The organism is Kribbella sp. NPDC004138, from assembly GCF_053603655.1.
This window is the reverse complement of the sequence record NZ_JBSGFZ010000001.1, coordinates 135,269-152,359: the sequence shown is the minus strand read 5'-3', so window position 1 is coordinate 152,359 and position 17,091 is coordinate 135,269. Positions and strand designations below refer to the sequence as shown.

The following is a 17,091-nucleotide window of genomic DNA, read 5'->3' as shown; positions in this document are numbered from 1 at the left end:
CCGTTTCGGGTGCTGCCGAAAGGGGTGCGCAACTACTCGACGAGTGCCCTGAGCAACCACTTCGACAGCGGCGCATCCCCTAGTTCCTGAAGGTTCTTCACCCATCGGGCCTCGGCGATCTCCGCGGACAGGTGCAGCGCGTCGTCGGAGGTGAACGCGGTGAGGATCGTGAGAGTATCGTGTTTGCCCTGGAGTGTGGTGACGGCGGTGTCCACGAGTCTGAAGGCGGAGGCGGGTACGGTCAGGCCCAGTTCCTCGTACACCTCCCGAGCCGCTGCCTGCGCGGGGGTTTCGCGGTCGGGGTTGTAGCCGCCGCCGGGGATGGCCCAGCGGCGGGTGTCGGTGTAGGAGTGGCGGACCACGAGGAAGCGGCCGTCCTCCAGGCGTAGCAGGGCTTTGACGCCGAAGGTGGTCGGGCGGCGGATTCGCCACCAGAGTTGGAGGAAGGGCGAGCCTGCGCGCAGCAGGGCCGCGCGGACGCGCATCAGCGTGGTGGCATGCGGAGGGCGCCGTCGAGGCGGATGACCTCGCCGTTCAGGAGCTGGTTGTCGAGGATGTGCCGGACCAGCGCGGCGTACTCCGACGGCTTGCCCAGGCGGGACGGGTGCGGGACCTGCTGCTCGAGTACCGTGCGGGTCTCCTCGGGAAGCCCGGCGAGCATCGGCGTCTCCATCGTGCCCGGCGCGATCGTGACGACCCGGATGCCCTTGTCGGCGAGGTCCCGTGCGGCGGTCAGCGTGAGCGCGACGATCCCGCCCTTGCTCGACGCGTACGCCGCCTGCCCGACCTGCCCGTCGTACGCCGCGATCGACGCCGTCATCACCACGACGCCGCGGTCACCGTCGGCGCCGGGCTCGGAGGCGATCATCCGCTCGGCGGCCAGCCGGAGCACGTTGAAGGTGCCGATCAGGTTGATCTCGATCACCTGCCGGAACGTTGCGAGCGGCAACGGACCCTTGCGGCCGACGACCCGGCCGGGCGTCGCGACGCCGGCGCAGTTCACGACCACGCGCAGCGTGCCGAGCGCCTCGGCCGCGTCGAGCGCCGCGCTCACCGCGGTCTCGTCGGTGACATCGGTCGGCGCGAACACCACCCGGTCACCCAGCTCGTCGGCGACGGCCTTGCCCGCGGACGAGGGCAGGTCGACGATCACCACCCCGAGCCAGTCCGCCGCCAGGCGTCGTACCGTCGCCTCTCCGAGCCCGGAACCACCACCGGTGACCAGGGCGACGTCGGACGGGCTGAACTCCATCACATGCTCCTCAACAGGTCGCGGCTGATCACCAGCCGCTGGATCTGGTTCGTACCTTCGAAGATCTGGGTCACCTTGGCCTCGCGCATGTACCGCTCGGCCGGGAACTCCCGGGTGTAACCGTACCCACCGAGCACCTGGACAGCATCGGTCGTGACCTTCATCGCCGCGTCCGTGCAGACCAGCTTGGCGATCGCGGCCTCCCGGGTGAACGTCCGGCCTAGGTCGCGGCGCCGCGCGGCGTGCAGGTACGTCGCCCGCCCGGACTCGACCGCCGCGGCCATGTCGGCGAGCAGGAACTGCACACCCTGGAAGTCCGCGATCGACTGCCCGAACTGCTGCCGCTGTTTCGCGTACGACGTGGCGACGTCGAGCGCCGCTTGGGCCAGACCGACCGCGCAGGCCGCGATCCCGAGCCGGCCGGAATCGAGCGCGGACAGTGCGATCCGCATCCCGTCGCCCTCCGCGCCGATCAGGTTGCCGACCGGGACCCGGACGTCGTCGTAGTTGACCAGCGTGGTCGTGGATCCGGTCAGGCCCATCTTGCGCTCCGGGGCCCCGAAGCTGAGGCCGTCGGTGCCGGCCGGCACGTGGAAGGCCGAGATCCCGCGCGTGCGGTCGTCGGAGGTGCGCGCGAACGTGGTGTAGAAGTCCGCGTGCGAACCGTGGCTGATCCACGCCTTGGTCCCGTTCAGGACGTACGAGTCCCCGTCCCGCACGGCCCGCGTCGTCATCCCGGTGATGTCGGAGCCGGCCTGCGGCTCGGACAGCGCGTACGCGCCGAGCAGTTCGCCGCCGATCATGTCCGGCAGCAGCCGCTCGCGCTGCTCGTCGGAGCCGAAGTGCGCCAGTCCGTAGCTGGTCATCGTGTGCACCGAGACGCCGACGCCGACCGACATCCAGGCGGACGCGATCTCCTCGAGCATCTGCAGATACACCTCGTACGGCTGCTCGGCGCCGCCGTACTGCTCCGGATAGGGCAGGCCGAGCAGGCCCGCCTTCCCCAGCGTCCGGAACGCGGACCGCGGGAAGGTCTCGCTCTCCTCCGCGTGCGCGGCGTGCGGAGCGAGCTCGTGCTCGCACAGGTCTCGCACCAGGGCGAGCAGATCGATGGATTCGTCAGTGGGCAGGAGTCGGTCGACAGCCATCAGAGCCCCCTCTCAACAACTCCCGGAATGATACTCGGAACGATACTGGAGCACCTAGTCCAGTATCGTTCTATGCTGTCTCGATATGACAACAGTCGTTCCGGGGCGGCGCACCCGCCGGCAGTCCGAGCTGCTCGACCGGCTCCTGTCCCTGTTCCTCGAGCAGGGGTTCAGCCGGTTCACCCTGGACGACCTGGCCGCCGAGCTGCGCTGCAGCAAGACGACGCTCTACGCGCTGGCGCCGAGCAAGGAGCAGCTGGCCGTCGAGGTGGTGAAGCACTACTTCAAGAACGCCACCGCGCAGGTGGAGTCCGCGGTCGCGCGGCAGACCCGGCACGACCGGCGGATCGCGGCGTACCTGAACGCGGTCGCCGACGCCCTGCGGCCGGCGAGCAGGACCTTCCTGGACGACGTGGCCACCTTCGCGCCGGCCCGCTCGGTGTACGAGCGGAACACCCGGATCGCCGCCGAGCGGGTCCGGCAGCTGATCGAGGACGGCATCAACCACAAGACCTTCCGGCAGGTCGACATCGCGTTCGCGGCCGAGATGATCGCGCACACCATGCAGGCGATCCAGCGCGGCGACATCGCCCGGCGGACCGGCCTGAACGACGCCGAGGCGTACCGCGAGCTGGCCTCGTTCGTGCTGCACTCTCTGCGGCTCGACTGAACCGTCGGCCCCATTAGGGTTGGGGACCGTCCTCTTGCTGCCATACCGCGCATCAGAGCCGTACGCCCCGGAAGGCTGACGATATGAGAACTCTCCGACGAACAGCGGCCCTGGTGGCGGCCACCGCCCTGGCCCTGACCGCCGCCGCGCCGGCGGGGGCTGACCCGGTGAAACCGCCCCGCCTGTCCGCCAAGGCGATCACCGCGACGCTGAACGACCAGATCCACACTCCCGGTACGGCGTGGATGACGCGGCCGGACGGGACCGTCCTGGTGTCGTACGACCCGACGGTCACGGGCACGAAGCTGAACAAGCTGACTGGCCTGACCAAGCAGCTCGGCGCGAACGTCAAGCTCGAGAAGCTGCCCGGCAAGCTGCAGAAGTACATCAGCGGCGGCATGGCGACGTACGGCGGCGAGTACAAGTGCAGCGTCGGCTTCAACGTGCAGCGGCGCGGTAAGTACTACTTCCTCACGGCCGGTCACTGCGGTGTCGACGCGGCCCGCTGGTACCAGGATCCGGCCCACAAGGTCTTCACCGGCGCGGTCCACCACGCCGCGTACCCGTACCACGACTACTCGCTGGTCGTGTATCGGACCGACATCCCGCTGAAGGTGCCGGGCGGCAGCGTGTACCTCTACAACGGACGCTCGCAGGACATCACCCGGGCGATGAACCCCGGCCTCAACCAGCTGGTGTACCGCTCGGGCGCGACCAGTGGTCTGCACAGCGGGCGGGTGACCGGGCTGAACTCGACGGTCAACTACGGCGACGGGCGCGTGGTGGGCCTGATCCGGACCAACGTCTGCGCCGAGCCCGGCGACTCGGGCGGACCGCTGTTCTACCGGCAGTACGCCTTCGGCCTCACCTCGGGCGGCTCCGGCGACTGCACCTCGGGCGGCGTGACGTACTTCCAGCCGGTCGTGCAGGCGCTGAACGCGTACGGGGTCTACATCTACTGAGCGCAGGTTTCCCCTACTCTCCGAGATTGTCTGAATACTCAGGGAGATAGTGGGTAGGACTCGTCACGGTTGAGTCAAGGACGCCCCGCCCCGAAGGCGTCCTCATCGTGAGGAGGCATCAACCATGAACATGTCCCCCTTCCGCCGTACCCTCGCTGTTCTGGCCGCGGCCGGGCTTGCTGCCACCGGACTTCTGGCAACGCAGGCCTCGGCCGCACCGGTCAACCCGTCCAGCCTGTCGGCCGCCGCGATCACGTCCGCCCTGAGCGAGAACGCGACGATCCCCGGTACGGCGTGGCAGACCGACCCGAACGGCCGCATCATCGTGTCGTACGACGAGACCGTCACCGGCGCGAAGTTCTCGCAGCTGACCGGTGTGACCAAGCAGTTCGGCGACCGGATCAAGCTCGAGAAGATGTCCGGCAAGCTGACGAAGTACATCGCCGGCGGCGACGCCATCTACGGCGGGCAGTACCGCTGCTCACTCGGCTTCAACGTCCGCAGCGGCAGCACGTACTACTTCCTGACCGCTGGTCACTGCGGCAACATCGCGTCCAGCTGGTACGCCAACTCCAGCAAGACCACCCTGCTCGGCACCACGTACGGGTCGAGCTTCCCGGGCAACGACTACGCGATCGTGAAGTACAGCACGTCGTACACGAACCACCCCGGAACGGTGGACCTCTACAACGGCTCGTCCCAGGACATCACGTCCGCCGGCAACGCCTCGGTGGGGCAGGCGGTCAAGCGCAGTGGTAGCACGACCGGTGTGCACAGCGGCTCGGTCACCGCGACCAACGCCACGGTGAACTACGCCGAAGGCACCGTCACCGGCCTGATCCGCACCACGGTGTGCGCGGAAGGCGGCGACTCCGGCGGCGCGCTGTTCGCCGGCTCGGTGGCCCTCGGCCTCACCTCCGGCGGCTCCGGCAACTGCTCCTCCGGCGGCACCACCTACTTCCAGCCCGTCACCGAAGTACTCTCCCGCTACGGCGTGAGCGTCTACTGATCCACACAGCTGCGCCCCGGACCATCCTGGTCCGGGGCGCAGTCGTGGTCAGCTCGCGCGGCGGCGGGAGATCTCGTAGAGGGTGACGCCGGCCGCGATACCGGCGTTCAGCGACTCGGTGGCGGACGTCATCGGGATCGAGACGATCAGGTCGCAGTTCTCCCGGACCAGGCGGGCCAGGCCCTTGCCTTCGGAGCCGATGACGAGGACGAGCGGCTCGGTCGCGGCCTCGAAGGACGGGAGGTCGACGGCGCCGTTCATGTCCAGGCCGATGACCAGCAGGCCGGCTTCTTTGTAGGACTTGAGGGCCCGGTTCAGGTTGCCGGCGCGGGCGACCGGGATGCGGGCCGCGGCGCCTGCCGAGGTCTTCCAGGCCGAGGCCGACATCGACGCCGTCCGGCGCTCCGGTACGACGACGCCGTGCGCGCCGAACGCGGCCGCGGAGCGGGTGATCGCGCCGAGGTTGCGCGGGTCCGTGACACCGTCGAGCGCCACGATCAGCGGCACCTCCTGCGCCTCGTACGCCCGGTCCAGCAGGTCGTCGGGATGCGCGTACTCGTACGGCGGGATCTGCAGCGCGACGCCCTGGTGGGCGCCGCCCGCGGTGACCCGGTCGAGCTCCGTGCGCGGCACCTCGAGCACCGACACACCGGTCTCGACCGCGACCAGCAGCGCCTCGCGCAGCCGGGCATCGCGTTCGGTGCCTTCGGCAACGTGCAGCGCCGCGGCCGGTACGCCGGCCCGCAGCGCCTCGACCACCGGGTTCCGCCCGTACACCCACTCGACCGTGGAGTCGCCGTCCTTGCGTGACGGGCGCCGGGAACGCTGCTCCCGCTCCTTGGCCCGCTCGGCCGCCTTCGCCCGCTTGTGGGCCGGGTGCTTGACCCGGTCCACCGCCTTCGGCGTCGGACCCTTGCCCTCGAGTCCGCGGCGGACCCGGCCACCGGAACCGGCTGTCGGGTTGCCCCGCGGCTTCTTCCGGATGGCACCCTTGCGCTGGCTGCTGCCTGGCACGTCAGTTTCCTTCGTCGGTGGTAGTTGTCGCGAGAGACCAACGCGGTCCCTGCGGTGTGTCCTCGACGACGACGCCGAGCGCCTTCAACCGGTCGCGGACGTCGTCCGCGGCGGCGTAGTCCTTGCGTGCCCGGGCCGCCTGCCGCTGCTCGAGCAGAGCCTTCACCAGCCCGTCGACGACCTCGGTGAGCGCGTCGCTGCCGCCGGCGCGCGACACCCACGGCTCGGCCAGCGGGTCCAGGCCGAGCACGCCGAGCATCCCGCGCACCGCCGCCAGCACCTCGCGCAGCGCCTCCGAGTCGCCGTCGGCGACCAGCTTGTTCCCGTCGCGAACGGTGTTGTGCAGCACGGCCATCGCCGCCGGCGTCCCCAGGTCGTCGTCCATCGCGGCCACGAAGTCGCCGGGCAGCTCGGCCGCAGGCTCGGCCCCGCCGGTCACCTCGGCGGCCCGGTGCACGAAGCCCTCGAGCCGCTGGAAGCTCTTCGCCGCCTCGTCGAGCGCCTCGAACGAGAACTCGACGACCGAGCGGTAGTGCGACTGGACCAGGTAGTACCGCAGCTCGATCGGGCGGACCCGCTCGACCACGTTCCGCACGATCGCGCTGTTGCCCATCGACTTCGACATCTTCTCGCCGGCCGTCGTGACGAGCGCGTTGTGCATCCAGAACCGGGCGAACTTCTGCCCGACCGCGGTCGACTGGGCCAACTCGTTCTCGTGGTGCGGGAACCGCAGGTCCAGCCCGCCGCCGTGGATGTCGAACTCGTCGCCGAGGTACTTGCCGGCCATCGCCGAGCACTCCAGGTGCCACCCCGGGCGGCCGCGGCCCCACGGCGTCGGCCACGAGGCGGTCCGCGGCGTCCCCTCGACGTACCCCTTCCAGAGCGCGAAGTCGCGCGGGTCCCGCTTGCCGCGCGGGTCCGCGTCCTCGGCGGCCTCCATGTCGTCGATCCGCTGGTGCGACAGCGCGCCGTACTGCGGCCAGGAGCGGACGTCGAAGTAGACGTCACCCGATCCGTCGGGCGCGACGTACGCGTGCCCGCGGTCGATCAGCTGCTCGATCATCTCGAGCATCTCCGGGATGTGCCCGGTGGCGCGCGGCTCGTACGTCGGCGGGCGGCAGCCGAGCACGTCGTACGCCCAGTGCAGCTCGCGCTCGAACTCGTAGGCGTGCGCCCACCACGGGATGCCGCGCTCGGCGGACTTGGCGAGGATCTTGTCCTCGATGTCGGTCACGTTGGCGATCACGGTGACCTCGTAGCCGGACCGCTCCAGCCAGCGCCGCAGGACGTCGAAGACCACTTCCTTGTAGATGTGCCCGACATGCGGGGCACCCTGCACCGTCAGCCCACAGTGGTAGATCCCGACCTTGCCCGGGTGGACCGGCTCGAAATCTCGCACTGCTGCTGTTGCGGTGTCGTACAAGCGAAGTGTCACCGGTCAAGGGTAACGGGAGGTGACGCCGGTAAATAATCACCGAACAAACCGTCTCCAGGGTTGGTTGTTGCCGAATGCGGGTAAGACCATCGCCGAGCGCTCTGTCCGCCCCTCATCGCTCTGGAGGAAACCGTGAAGTCCGCCCTTTTCACGGGTGCCGCCGTCGCTCTTGGCCTGATCCTGGCCTCGACCGGCTCCGCCCAAGCCAGCACAGCAAGCCCCACCCCGCAGCCCACCGCTCAGGCCCGCCAGCACGGCATCAGCAAGGCCGGCGACGCCTACATGGGCTGGACGCAGAACACCACCACCAGCAGCAGTGCTGCCGCGCCCGCGGACATGGGTACCGCGGCCACCGTCGAAGGCATCGACGTGTCCAGTCACCAGGGCAACGTCGACTGGGCCTACTGGTGGGGTCAAGGCAAGCGGTTCGCGTACGTGAAGGCGACCGAAGGCACGTCGTACAAGAACCCGTACTTCGCCCAGCAGTACAACGGGTCCTACAACGTCGGCATGATCCGCGGCGCGTACCACTTCGCCCTGCCGAACAGCTCCAGCGGCGCGACGCAGGCCAACTACTTCGCCAGCAGCGGCGGCGGCTGGTCCCGTGACGGCAAGACGCTGCCGGGTGCGCTCGACATCGAGTACAACCCGTACGGCGCGACCTGCTACGGGCTGAGCGCGTCGGCGATGGTCAGCTGGATCCGCGACTTCCTCAACACCTACAAGTCCCGCACCGGACGCGACGCGGTGATCTACACGAACTACGACTGGTGGAGCCGGTGCACCGGTAACACCACCGCCTTCAACTCGACCAACCCGCTGTGGGTGGCGCGCTACTCCTCCACGGTGGGGACGCTGCCGGGCGGCTGGCCCTTCTACACGTTCTGGCAGTTCACCTCGTCGCCGATCGACCAGAGCCACTTCAACGGCGCGTACGACCGGCTGCAGGCACTCGCCAACGGCTAAACGGGTTGCGGGGGTCGCATAGTCTCGATCGGTGAGCTACTCGCTGCCGATCGAGACTGACCGCCTGACCCTTCGACGCTACGTCGAGAACGACTACGACGACCTGCTGAAGCTGCAGTCCAACCCCGACGTCACCCGTTATCTGCTGTACGACGTACGGACGCCGGAGCAGGTCAAGGAGGCCCTCACGGGCCGGTTGGCCGATGTCCCGATGGACACCGACGGTCAAGCGCTCACCGTCGCGGTCGTCCTGCGGGACACCGGCCGGCACCTGGGTGAGGTCACGCTGTTCATGAACAACGTCGAGCAGCGCACCGGCGAGATCGGGTACGTCTTCCACCCGGAGTCGCACGGCCATGGGTACGCCGCGGAAGCGTCGGCCGAGCTGCTGCGGCTCGGCTTCGAGGAGCTCGGCCTGCACCGGATCATCGCCCGCCTGGACGCGCGCAACACCGGGTCGGTCAAGCTGCTCGAGCGGCTCGGCCTGCGGCAGGAGGCGCATTTCGTGCAGAACGAGTACCTCAAGGGCGAGTGGACCGACGAGCTGGTGTTCGCGATGCTCTACAGCGAGTGGGACAAGCGTTCGTAAGTTTCTGCCGACGGCGCGCCGTCTTGATGACAGCAACTGCCGACCGGTCTACCGTCGGAACATGACTGTGCTGATGCCACGCCTCCGGCGCGGCGGGTCATGGGGCTGTAACTCCCGGCCTTCCCTCGTCGCTCCGGTCGCTGCGCTCCCTCCGCTCCTCAGTCCAGGCCGGGAGGCCCCATGACCAGCGCCCGTTCCGTCACCGCCCTGATGCTCGGGGTGGTCGTGCTCAGCGCCGGCACCTTGCCGAGCGAAGCCGTCAAGGTCGCACCGGCCCGGCAGGTCGCCTATCGGACCTGGACCTCGAGCGCCGACTTCCAGTCCGGCCAGCAGTTCGGCACCACGGTCGCCGACGGGGCCCTCGCCTTCGGTACGTCGACCGGCACCACGTCGTACGTCGACCCGTTCGGCGACGGCACCGCCAAATCCTACGACCGGACCAGCTGGGTCTCGCCGCAGGTCAGCACCGGCTTCGGGCTGACCGAGCTGGTCGCCTCCTGGAACGCGACCACGCCGCCCGGGACCTGGGTCGAGGTCTCGTTGGCCGGTACGACGAATCTCGGCACCACCACGAAGTGGTACGTGCTCGGCCGCTGGTCCGGCGGCGACGACACCGTGGCCGGCGACATCCACCGGACGTCGGTGCCGAGCCAGGGCGACGCCGACGGTTCCGTTGCCGTCGACACCTTCCAGGCCGCGACCGGCAAGTGGCTGGACCGCTGGCAGCTGAAGGTCACCCTGTACCGGCTGAGCGGTACGACGCAGTCCCCGGTGGTCCGCTCCGTCGGGGCGATGGCATCCCGGCTGCCGTCGGACAAAAAAGTTGCCGTCAGCCCCCTCGGCGGCGCGGAGGGCATCGTTCTCGACGTACCGACGTACTCGCAGGAGACGCACATCGGCCACTACCCGCAGTGGGACGGCGGTGGCGAGGCCTGGTGCTCGGCGACCTCGACGGCGATGGTCCTCGACTACTGGGGCGCCGGTCCGACCGCGGCCGAAACAGCATGGGTCGATCCAACCGATCCCGATCCACAGGTGGACCATTCGGCACGGTCCGTCTTCGACTACGCGTACGACGGTGCGGGCAACTGGCCGTTCAACACGGCGTACGCCGGCTCGCGCGGCGTGGACGCCTTCGTCACCCGGCTGCGTTCGCTGACCGAGGCGGAGCAGTTCATCAAGGCGGGGATCCCGCTGATCGCGTCGCTGTCGTTCAAGAAGGGCGACCTGCCCGGCGCGGGCTACGGGACCAACGGGCACCTGATGGTCATCGTCGGCTTCGACCAGGCCGGCCACGTGGTCGTCAACGATCCGGCGTCGCATCTGATCGCCAGCAACGACCAGGTGCGGACGACGTACGACCGGGAGGCGTTCGAGAACGCCTGGGTTCCGCACTCGGGCGGGCTGGTCTACGTGCTCCACCCCGAGGGCACACCGTTGCCGGCGCCAACAGATCCGCAGCACAACTGGTAGGGCCACCAGAAACGACAGTGCCCGCCACGCCGGGGCGGCGTGGCGGGCACTGTTCATGAAGACCTCAGCGGGCGAAGAGTGCGCCCGTCAGGTTCGTGGTGAGGTTGCGCAGCGAGTCCGGCAGGTAGTGCAGGTGCCAGCCGCTCGGACCGCGGTACCAGGTGAAGCCCTCGTCCGCTTCGTCCGGCGTGGTGTCGGTCGCGACGAGTGCGTCGATCCAGCGCTCCGAGCCGCCGAGCACGACGGCGTACGGCAGGGCGCGTGAGCAGAGCTCTGCGTGCTGATCGGTCGGCAGCTCGCTGACGTCCATCTCCAGCAGCTCGCCGCGGATCGCCGCGACCTGGCCGAGGACGCGACCGGCGGCCGGGGCCTTGGCCGGCATGTAGCGGCCGACCACGAGCAGGCCGACACCGACCAGCGTGATGGCCAGGCCGAGCAGGCCCCAGGTCGTCAGCAGGGCCAGCAGGACGGTGGCGACGACACCGACGACCGTGGTCGCGATACCGATCGTTGCCCACAGCGACCGAGTGCGGTCCGGGCGCTCGGTGAACCAGCCGCGCTTGACCACACCGTCGTACAGGGCGTCCTGGACCTGCGCCAGGTTCGCGCGGACCTGCTTGCCCAGCTCCGACACGAGCACCGAGTCGGCGTCGCCGAAGATCGCGCGGATCAGGACGTTCTCGTACCGCTGCAGCTCCTCGGCGGGCGCGCTCGACACCCGGCGCAGCTCCCAGTCCGGCCGCGCGAACTCGGTGCTGTGCTCGAGCTCGGTGATCGTCAGGTGACCGCGGACGGCCAGGTCGATGATCGTCGCGGTCACGTCGACCGGGTCGATCCGCTCGTCGATCAGCGTGCCGACCTCACCGGGGCGCAGGTCGGACGGCGGCGTGAAGTCGATCCGCGCGTCGGTGCCGAGGCTGAACAGCGACGCCGGGACGACGCGCCGCGGGTCGACCTGGTCCCGGCCGCGCAGCCGGTACAGCGCGAACAGCGCGATCGCGCCGAGCAGCAGCACCACCAGCGCGGTGATCAGCTGGGCTGTGTCGGTGGAGAAGGCGCGCTTGAAGGTGTGCCGGTACTCGATGATCGAGTTGTCGGCGATCTGGCCCTTCGGGAAGCCGACGGCCATCCGGACCGTGTTGCCCGGCGGCAGCGCGGTCTGCTGGAAGGTCGGGCCGGACGTCTCGCCGATCTGCGCCAGCGAGCACGGGATGTTGCTGTCGATCGGGCCCGCGAAGCAGGAGACGTGCGAGACCTCGGGGACGCTGAAGACCACGTTCGCGGTCTGGATCGGGAGGCTGATCCCGGTCAGCGGCGCGAACCGCACCTCGGTGCCGTCCAGGGTCTTCGCCACCGCGCCCTTCACGGTGTACGTGAAGTCGAGCTGCGTCGTACCGCTGCTGACGTCCGGGACGGCGATCGACGTGACGTCGCCCTCGGTCTTCAGCTCGGCCTTCTTGTCCTGGCCGCCGGCCTTGACCGTCAGGTCGCCGATCTCCTGGACGTGGTCGATGTCGTCGGGCAGGTGGTCCCGCGTGACGATGAACCGGGTGAAGGTCCCGTTCACATTGCTGAGCTTCCAGGTCTCGGAGACCCGGAGCAGGCCGTCGCGCTCGACCCGGACCTGGCCGTCGTAGTTGGTCACCACCGGATCGGCGGCGGCGCTGGTTGCGTCCGCGGCTGCGGCGCTGCTCGCACCGGCTGGGACAGTGGACAGGCCGAGCAGGCCGAGGGCACACAGGGATAGCCCGAGGAGACGTAGACGCATCGCCCAATCACACCGTAGAGAGAGGGTCAGGTTGACACCGGGCACGATAGCGTCTGGGGAGTGTCAGGCAACCAATGGGGACCGGGACCCGGCCAATTCGGCCCGCCGCCGCAGCAGGGCTACCAGGGTGGTCCTCCGCCGCAGTACTCCGTGCCCCCGCAGTACTACGCGCCTCCGCCGCCGCCCGGCCCGCAGTACGGATGGGGACCGTTGCCGCCGCCCCGGAAGAAGTCTGGGGGTACCGCGCTGCTCGTCGTCGCACTCCTCGCGGTGGTCGCGGCCGGCGGCGTGTTCCTGGTTGTGAAACTCACACAGGGCGGCGACGGACCGGCCGCGACCGTGCCAGTCGCCACGGAGTCCGCAACGCCTGAGCCGGCAACAACATCTGTCCCGGCCACCACCGTGCCGTCGAAGACCGTCGCACCTCCGCCTCGGGCAACGACCACCACGACGACGAAGGTCACCCCGCCGAAGCCGGTGCAGACCGTCAGCCCGGCGACGTTCAACGCGACGCACCGGCTGTACAAGACCGGTGCGATGCGGACGGTGAACTGCAAGCAGGCCCGGACCGGGCTCGGCAACGGCTCACAGTCGCTGGCCTACTTCAAAGCGATCAAGACCTGCCTCGACCGTGCCTGGCCCAAGCAGGTCGCCGCGTCCGGCGGCCGCTACCGGTCACCCGGACTGATCGTCTGGGGCGGCTCTGTTACTACACCGTGCGGCAGTGGCGTCGGCCGCTCGTTCTACTGCCCGACCACACACACCATTTATATGGAGTCGCCGTCGATCGTCACCTTCTACAAACAGAACCCGACGTTCGGCCGGATGGTCGGCACCTTCACCATGGCGCACGAGTACGCGCACGCGGTGCAGTGGATGACCGGGCTCGGCGTGGCCTACGAGAAGCTCCGGTACGACGCGTCCGCCGCCGGAACGTTGCAGCTGAGCCGACGGCTCGAACTGCAGGCCTCCTGTCTCGGCAACGTATTCCTGGGCGCCAACCGCGGCAGCTACGGGATCACCGGGTACGCGTACCAGATGTGGCTGTACGACGTGAACAACAGCGGCGACCGGCCGCCGTACCCGCGGGACCACGGCAGCACGACCAACCACGGAGCCTGGAGCCGAGCGGCCTTCCAGAGCCGTAACCCGGCCAGCTGCAACACCTGGTCCGCGTCGCCTGCCCGAGTAAGTTGAGCCCTGGCTCCGGTAGCGTCCCGGGTGTGTCAGGCAACCAATGGGGCCCACCGCCCGGGCAGCAGTACCCGCCGCAGCAGCCGCCTCCGCCCTGGCAGCAAGGGCCGGGGTACGGCGGTACACCGCCTCCTGGTCGACCGCCTGGCCCACCACAAGGACCACCCCAGGGCCCGCCGTACCAGGGGCCGCCGCAAGGCCCGCCCTACCAGGGGCCGCCGTTTCCCGGGCAGCCGTTCCACGGACAGTCGTACCAGGGGCAGCCGCTCCCGGGGCCTGGGCAGCCGCAGTTCGGCTGGGGCGCTCCGCCTGGCGGACCGAAGCCGCCGAAGAAGGGACGCGGCGGGCTGATCGCCGTGTTCGTGCTGCTCGGTGTGCTCGTGGTCGGTGTGATCGGGCTCAGGATCGTGTCGTCGGTGCTCAAGCACAACGGCGACCCGTCGTACGCGGAACCGACCACCACGACGTCGTACAGCCCGACGAACGAGCCGACGCAGAAGCCGTCCGCCAGCCCGACCAGCGCCGAGCCGACCACCACCCGGCCGACCACGCAGGCGCCGCGGCCGACCACGTCCCGGTCGACCACGACCGCGACCAGCAAGCCGACGACGAACCCGGGGCCGACCGACAGCGATCTGGTGCTGCGGAACAGGCTGTACAAGGCCGGCGCGATGGCCTCGGTGGGCTGCAAGGAGTCCAGGGCACGGCAGAGCACGGTCGCCGGTGCGCGGGCCAACTACAAGAACCTGGTGGGCTGTCTGAACAAGGCATGGGCGCCGCTGGTGACCAAGGCCGGCGGGCGGTTCCGGGCGCCGGCCGTGCAGATCTTCAGCGGTACGATCACGACGCCGTGCGGGACCCACAGCGACTCCGGGCCGCCGTTCTTCTGCGGCACCACCGACACCATCTACATGAACCTCACCGAGGACATCGGCAACTACAACCGCTACCCGCAGAGCTACCAGAAGGTGTGGGCGCGGATGTGGATGCTGCACCAGTTCGCCCACGAGTACGGGCACCACGTCCAGAACAACATGGGGATCCTGCAGGCGTACGCGCGGATCCGGTACGAGCGGCCGACGTACGCGATGGAACTGCAGGACAGCCGGCGGCTCGAACTCCAGGCGTCCTGCTTCTCCGACATCTTCATCGGCGCGAACCGGCGCAGCTACCCGATCACCGGGCAGTCGCTGTTCCAGTGGCGCTGGCTGATCGGGCACGTGACCGACGACGCGAACGACCACGGCGACGCGAACAACCACCAGTACTGGGCGACCCGCGGGTGGAACGCCCGCAACCCGAGCGCCTGCAACACCTTCGTCGCACCTGCCGCCAAGGTGCAGTGAGGGGCTGGAGCGGTCCAGTTCGGGGCGACCGGCCGAGATAGCTAGCCTGGTGGATCCGGATCGCGCAAAGTATGTCCGGGGGGAGGCGGCTTCGGCGCCCCACCAACGAGCTGTCGGAAGCAAGGTCGTGAGGAGCATCGATGTCGGACAACAGGAACCAGCCCCCGGGGAGCGACCCGGCTGACGATCAGCCGGACCGCCCGCAGGAGCCCGTTCCCGGTCAGGACCAAGGTCGTGGGTGGTTCGGCTCCCGGGACAACGAGGGCGGACCTCGTGGGGACGTTCCCGGTGAGCAGGGCCGTGGGGAAGGTCAGCCGGCCACCTGGTGGACCGGCGACACCGACGCCAAGCGGGAGTTCGGCAACCCGGGCCAGTCCGAACAACCCGCCAACAACTGGTTCGACGGCGGCTGGGACCCCACCCGCCGAGAACACCCAGACCAGCCCGCCCCAGGCCAGTCCGCCCGTCCGCAGTCCGGTTCCCCGTGGGCCGGCCCATCCCAACCCGGCCCGACGCACGGCGGCCCGAGGCAGGGCGGACCGGGCCAGTCCGCCTCAGGTCAATCGGGTCCGGGTCAGCCCGGCCCTTCGTGGGGCAGCCAGCCGCAGTCCGGCGCGGGCCCGTCCTGGGGTAGTCCGACTCAGAGCGGTCCCGGGCAGTCTGGGCAGGCCGGTTCGGCGCAGGGTGGCTCTGGTGGGTCGGGGTCTGGGCGGCCGGGGGTACCGCAGCCCGGTCCTGGGCAGTCTGGTTCTTGGCAGTCCGGGGCGAGCCCGTCGGGGCCGCCTGCAACCAGCCCGTGGCAGTCGAGCCCGCAGCAGTCGGCTGCCCAGCCCGGTCCCTCGCAGTCCGGTCCCTCGCAGTCCGGTCTCTCCCAGCCGAACCAGGGCCGGCCCGGCCAGCCCGCACCGAACCAGGCCTCGCAGGCCGCGGGAGCTTCCTGGGGAACCCAGTCGTGGACGCTGCAGACCGGCAGCACCCAAGGCGACTCGCCACAGTCCGGCGGGCCGGGTGGGCCGGGGTGGTCGGCTACGGGGCAGTCGGAGTCGAGTGCTTGGCAGGCTTCGCCTTCGCAGCAGCCGGCACGGCCGCAGCAGAGCGGGCCGCACTCAGAGGGCTCCTATCTCTGGGGCCCGCAAGGTGGACAGAGCCAGCAGCCGGCCTCCCCGTGGAGCAACGCCCTCCCGCCGCAGCAGCAGTCCGGCCCGCGCCACGCCGCCCCGCAGGGAGGCAACCAGCTCGGTCCGATGGGCCAGCCGGTCCAGCAGTCCCCGAACTGGCAGTACCCGCCGATCCCGATCCCGCAGCCGCCGGGCGGCCGGCGGCGGCGTAAGAAGAAGATGTCCCGCGTGCTGCTGATCGGCCTGGTCGTACTCGCGGTCCTGGTCGTCGGCGGCGGCGTCACGCTCCTCGTCCGCGGCCTCAGCGGCGGCGAACCCGAGGCGAAGCAGACTCCGACGACGGCCCCGTCCTCGGAGACCCCGTCCCAGACGCCCTCGGAGAGCCCGTCCCCGTCGACGCCGCGCGGCCCGACGGTCGACGAGGTCGTCAAGGGCAGCCGGCTGTACTCGATCGGCCCGGTCGCCGCGTCGAAGTGCGCGGAGCCGCCGTTCGCACCGGTCACCGTCGCGGCGGCACAGCAGTACTACAACCGTCTGCTGCCCTGCCTGAACCGCACCTGGTGGCTCGCGATGAAGAAGGCGAACCTGCCGTTCCGCAACCCGAAGGCCGTCGTGTACGTCGGCAAGGTCCCCTCGCCGTGCGGCATCCAGCGCAGCGCGCGGGCGGCGTACTGCACCGCGAACGAGACCATCTACCTGCCGTTCAGCCGCGACAACGCGTACTACAAGAGCAACCCGGCCTACACCCGGGCGATCATGCTGAACAACTTCGTCCACGAGTACGGCCATCACGTCCAGAAGCTGAGCGGGATCCTCGCCGCGTCGATGTCGCGGCAGCAGAGCATGACGCCGAACCAGAAGCTGACCGAGAGCCGCCGGCGCGAGCTGCAGGCGACCTGTCTCGGCGCGGTCTACCTCGGCGCGAACGCGGCGTACGTCCCGATGAACGGCGTGCTGCTGAACAACTGGAAGTTCCTGATCTCGCACTCGGGTGACGACTACGCCCGGCCGCGGGTGCACGACCACGGCAACCGGGTCAGCAACTACCAGTGGTCGCTCGCCGGCTACAACACCAAGAAGCCGGACTCCTGCAACACCTTCACCGCGGCCGACGTCCGGGTGAACTAGACCGCGGTACGGCGACCGC

The 17,091-nt window shown here is 69.6% G+C and carries 15 protein-coding genes; 9 read left to right on the top strand and 6 right to left on the bottom strand.

What is annotated here, in order from left to right; genetic code table 11:
- Nucleotides 1-32: 32 nt before the first annotated feature.
- Genes ACWEOO_RS00740 through ACWEOO_RS00730 form a run of 3 tightly spaced genes read right to left on the bottom strand, consistent with a single transcriptional unit; the run spans nt 33 to nt 2,400 of the window.
- Entirely contained in the window at nt 33-485 is a 453-nt protein-coding gene (locus tag ACWEOO_RS00740; protein WP_452141139.1) for an NUDIX domain-containing protein, read from the bottom strand.
- The gene (locus ACWEOO_RS00735; protein WP_452141138.1) at nt 485-1,252 is read right to left on the bottom strand and encodes a 3-hydroxyacyl-CoA dehydrogenase; all 768 of its coding nucleotides are present in this window, start codon (nt 1,250-1,252) and stop codon (nt 485-487) included. Before ACWEOO_RS00735 ends, ACWEOO_RS00740 begins: the two co-directional genes overlap by 1 nt.
- Nucleotides 1,252-2,400, bottom strand: a complete 1,149-nt coding sequence (locus tag ACWEOO_RS00730) for an acyl-CoA dehydrogenase family protein (protein WP_452141137.1) — start codon at nt 2,398-2,400, stop codon at nt 1,252-1,254. The genes ACWEOO_RS00735 and ACWEOO_RS00730 overlap by 1 nt, the downstream gene beginning before the upstream one ends.
- 85 nt (nt 2,401-2,485) lie before the next feature.
- Here ACWEOO_RS00730 and ACWEOO_RS00725 point away from each other — a divergent pair, with 85 nt between their 5' ends.
- From ACWEOO_RS00725 to ACWEOO_RS00715, 3 genes are all read left to right on the top strand, one after another.
- On the top strand, nt 2,486-3,070 hold the full coding sequence (locus ACWEOO_RS00725; RefSeq protein WP_131460575.1) for a TetR/AcrR family transcriptional regulator: 585 nt from the start codon (nt 2,486-2,488) through the stop codon (nt 3,068-3,070).
- A gap of 83 nt (nt 3,071-3,153) precedes the next feature.
- Nucleotides 3,154-4,032, top strand: coding sequence for a S1 family peptidase (locus ACWEOO_RS00720; protein ID WP_452141136.1), 879 nt, complete (start codon nt 3,154-3,156; stop codon nt 4,030-4,032).
- A 124-nt stretch (nt 4,033-4,156) separates the two neighbouring features.
- Entirely contained in the window at nt 4,157-5,041 is an 885-nt protein-coding gene (locus ACWEOO_RS00715) for a S1 family peptidase (RefSeq protein WP_452141135.1), read from the top strand.
- A gap of 48 nt (nt 5,042-5,089) precedes the next feature.
- Here the strand turns inward: ACWEOO_RS00715 and rlmB are convergent, their stop codons facing one another.
- Both rlmB and cysS read right to left on the bottom strand, forming a co-directional pair.
- Nucleotides 5,090-6,055, bottom strand: a complete 966-nt coding sequence (rlmB, locus tag ACWEOO_RS00710; RefSeq protein ID WP_359934184.1) for a 23S rRNA (guanosine(2251)-2'-O)-methyltransferase RlmB — start codon at nt 6,053-6,055, stop codon at nt 5,090-5,092.
- A gap of 1 nt (nt 6,056) precedes the next feature.
- On the bottom strand, nt 6,057-7,490 hold the full coding sequence (cysS, locus tag ACWEOO_RS00705; protein WP_359934186.1) for a cysteine--tRNA ligase: 1,434 nt from the start codon (nt 7,488-7,490) through the stop codon (nt 6,057-6,059).
- Nucleotides 7,491-7,622: 132 nt separating this feature from the next.
- Here cysS and ACWEOO_RS00700 point away from each other — a divergent pair, with 132 nt between their 5' ends.
- The 3 genes from ACWEOO_RS00700 (at nt 7,623) to ACWEOO_RS00690 (ending at nt 10,518) form a co-directional block, all read left to right on the top strand.
- Entirely contained in the window at nt 7,623-8,456 is an 834-nt protein-coding gene (locus ACWEOO_RS00700; RefSeq protein ID WP_452141134.1) for a lysozyme, read from the top strand.
- Between the two features lie 31 nt (nt 8,457-8,487).
- Complete coding sequence (locus tag ACWEOO_RS00695) at nt 8,488-9,045, top strand: GNAT family N-acetyltransferase (protein WP_363710096.1); 558 nt, start codon at nt 8,488-8,490, stop codon at nt 9,043-9,045.
- Between the two features lie 180 nt (nt 9,046-9,225).
- Nucleotides 9,226-10,518 (top strand): peptidase C39 family protein, encoded by a 1,293-nt coding sequence (locus ACWEOO_RS00690; RefSeq protein ID WP_452141133.1) that lies wholly within the window; start codon nt 9,226-9,228, stop codon nt 10,516-10,518.
- Nucleotides 10,519-10,582: 64 nt separating this feature from the next.
- Here ACWEOO_RS00690 and ACWEOO_RS00685 read toward each other — a convergent pair whose 3' ends face one another.
- On the bottom strand, nt 10,583-12,286 hold the full coding sequence (locus ACWEOO_RS00685) for a DUF2207 domain-containing protein (protein WP_452141132.1): 1,704 nt from the start codon (nt 12,284-12,286) through the stop codon (nt 10,583-10,585).
- Nucleotides 12,287-12,346: 60 nt separating this feature from the next.
- Here ACWEOO_RS00685 and ACWEOO_RS00680 point away from each other — a divergent pair, with 60 nt between their 5' ends.
- The 3 genes from ACWEOO_RS00680 to ACWEOO_RS00670 all read left to right on the top strand — a co-directional run bounded on the left by ACWEOO_RS00680 (nt 12,347) and on the right by ACWEOO_RS00670 (nt 17,072).
- Nucleotides 12,347-13,483 (top strand): neutral zinc metallopeptidase, encoded by a 1,137-nt coding sequence (locus ACWEOO_RS00680; protein WP_452141131.1) that lies wholly within the window; start codon nt 12,347-12,349, stop codon nt 13,481-13,483.
- A gap of 26 nt (nt 13,484-13,509) precedes the next feature.
- A complete protein-coding gene (locus ACWEOO_RS00675; RefSeq protein WP_452141130.1) occupies nt 13,510-14,826 on the top strand; it encodes a neutral zinc metallopeptidase in 1,317 nt (438 codons plus the stop codon).
- Nucleotides 14,827-16,070: 1,244 nt separating this feature from the next.
- The gene (locus tag ACWEOO_RS00670) at nt 16,071-17,072 is read left to right on the top strand and encodes a neutral zinc metallopeptidase (RefSeq protein ID WP_452141129.1); all 1,002 of its coding nucleotides are present in this window, start codon (nt 16,071-16,073) and stop codon (nt 17,070-17,072) included.
- Nucleotides 17,073-17,091 lie beyond the last annotated feature (19 nt).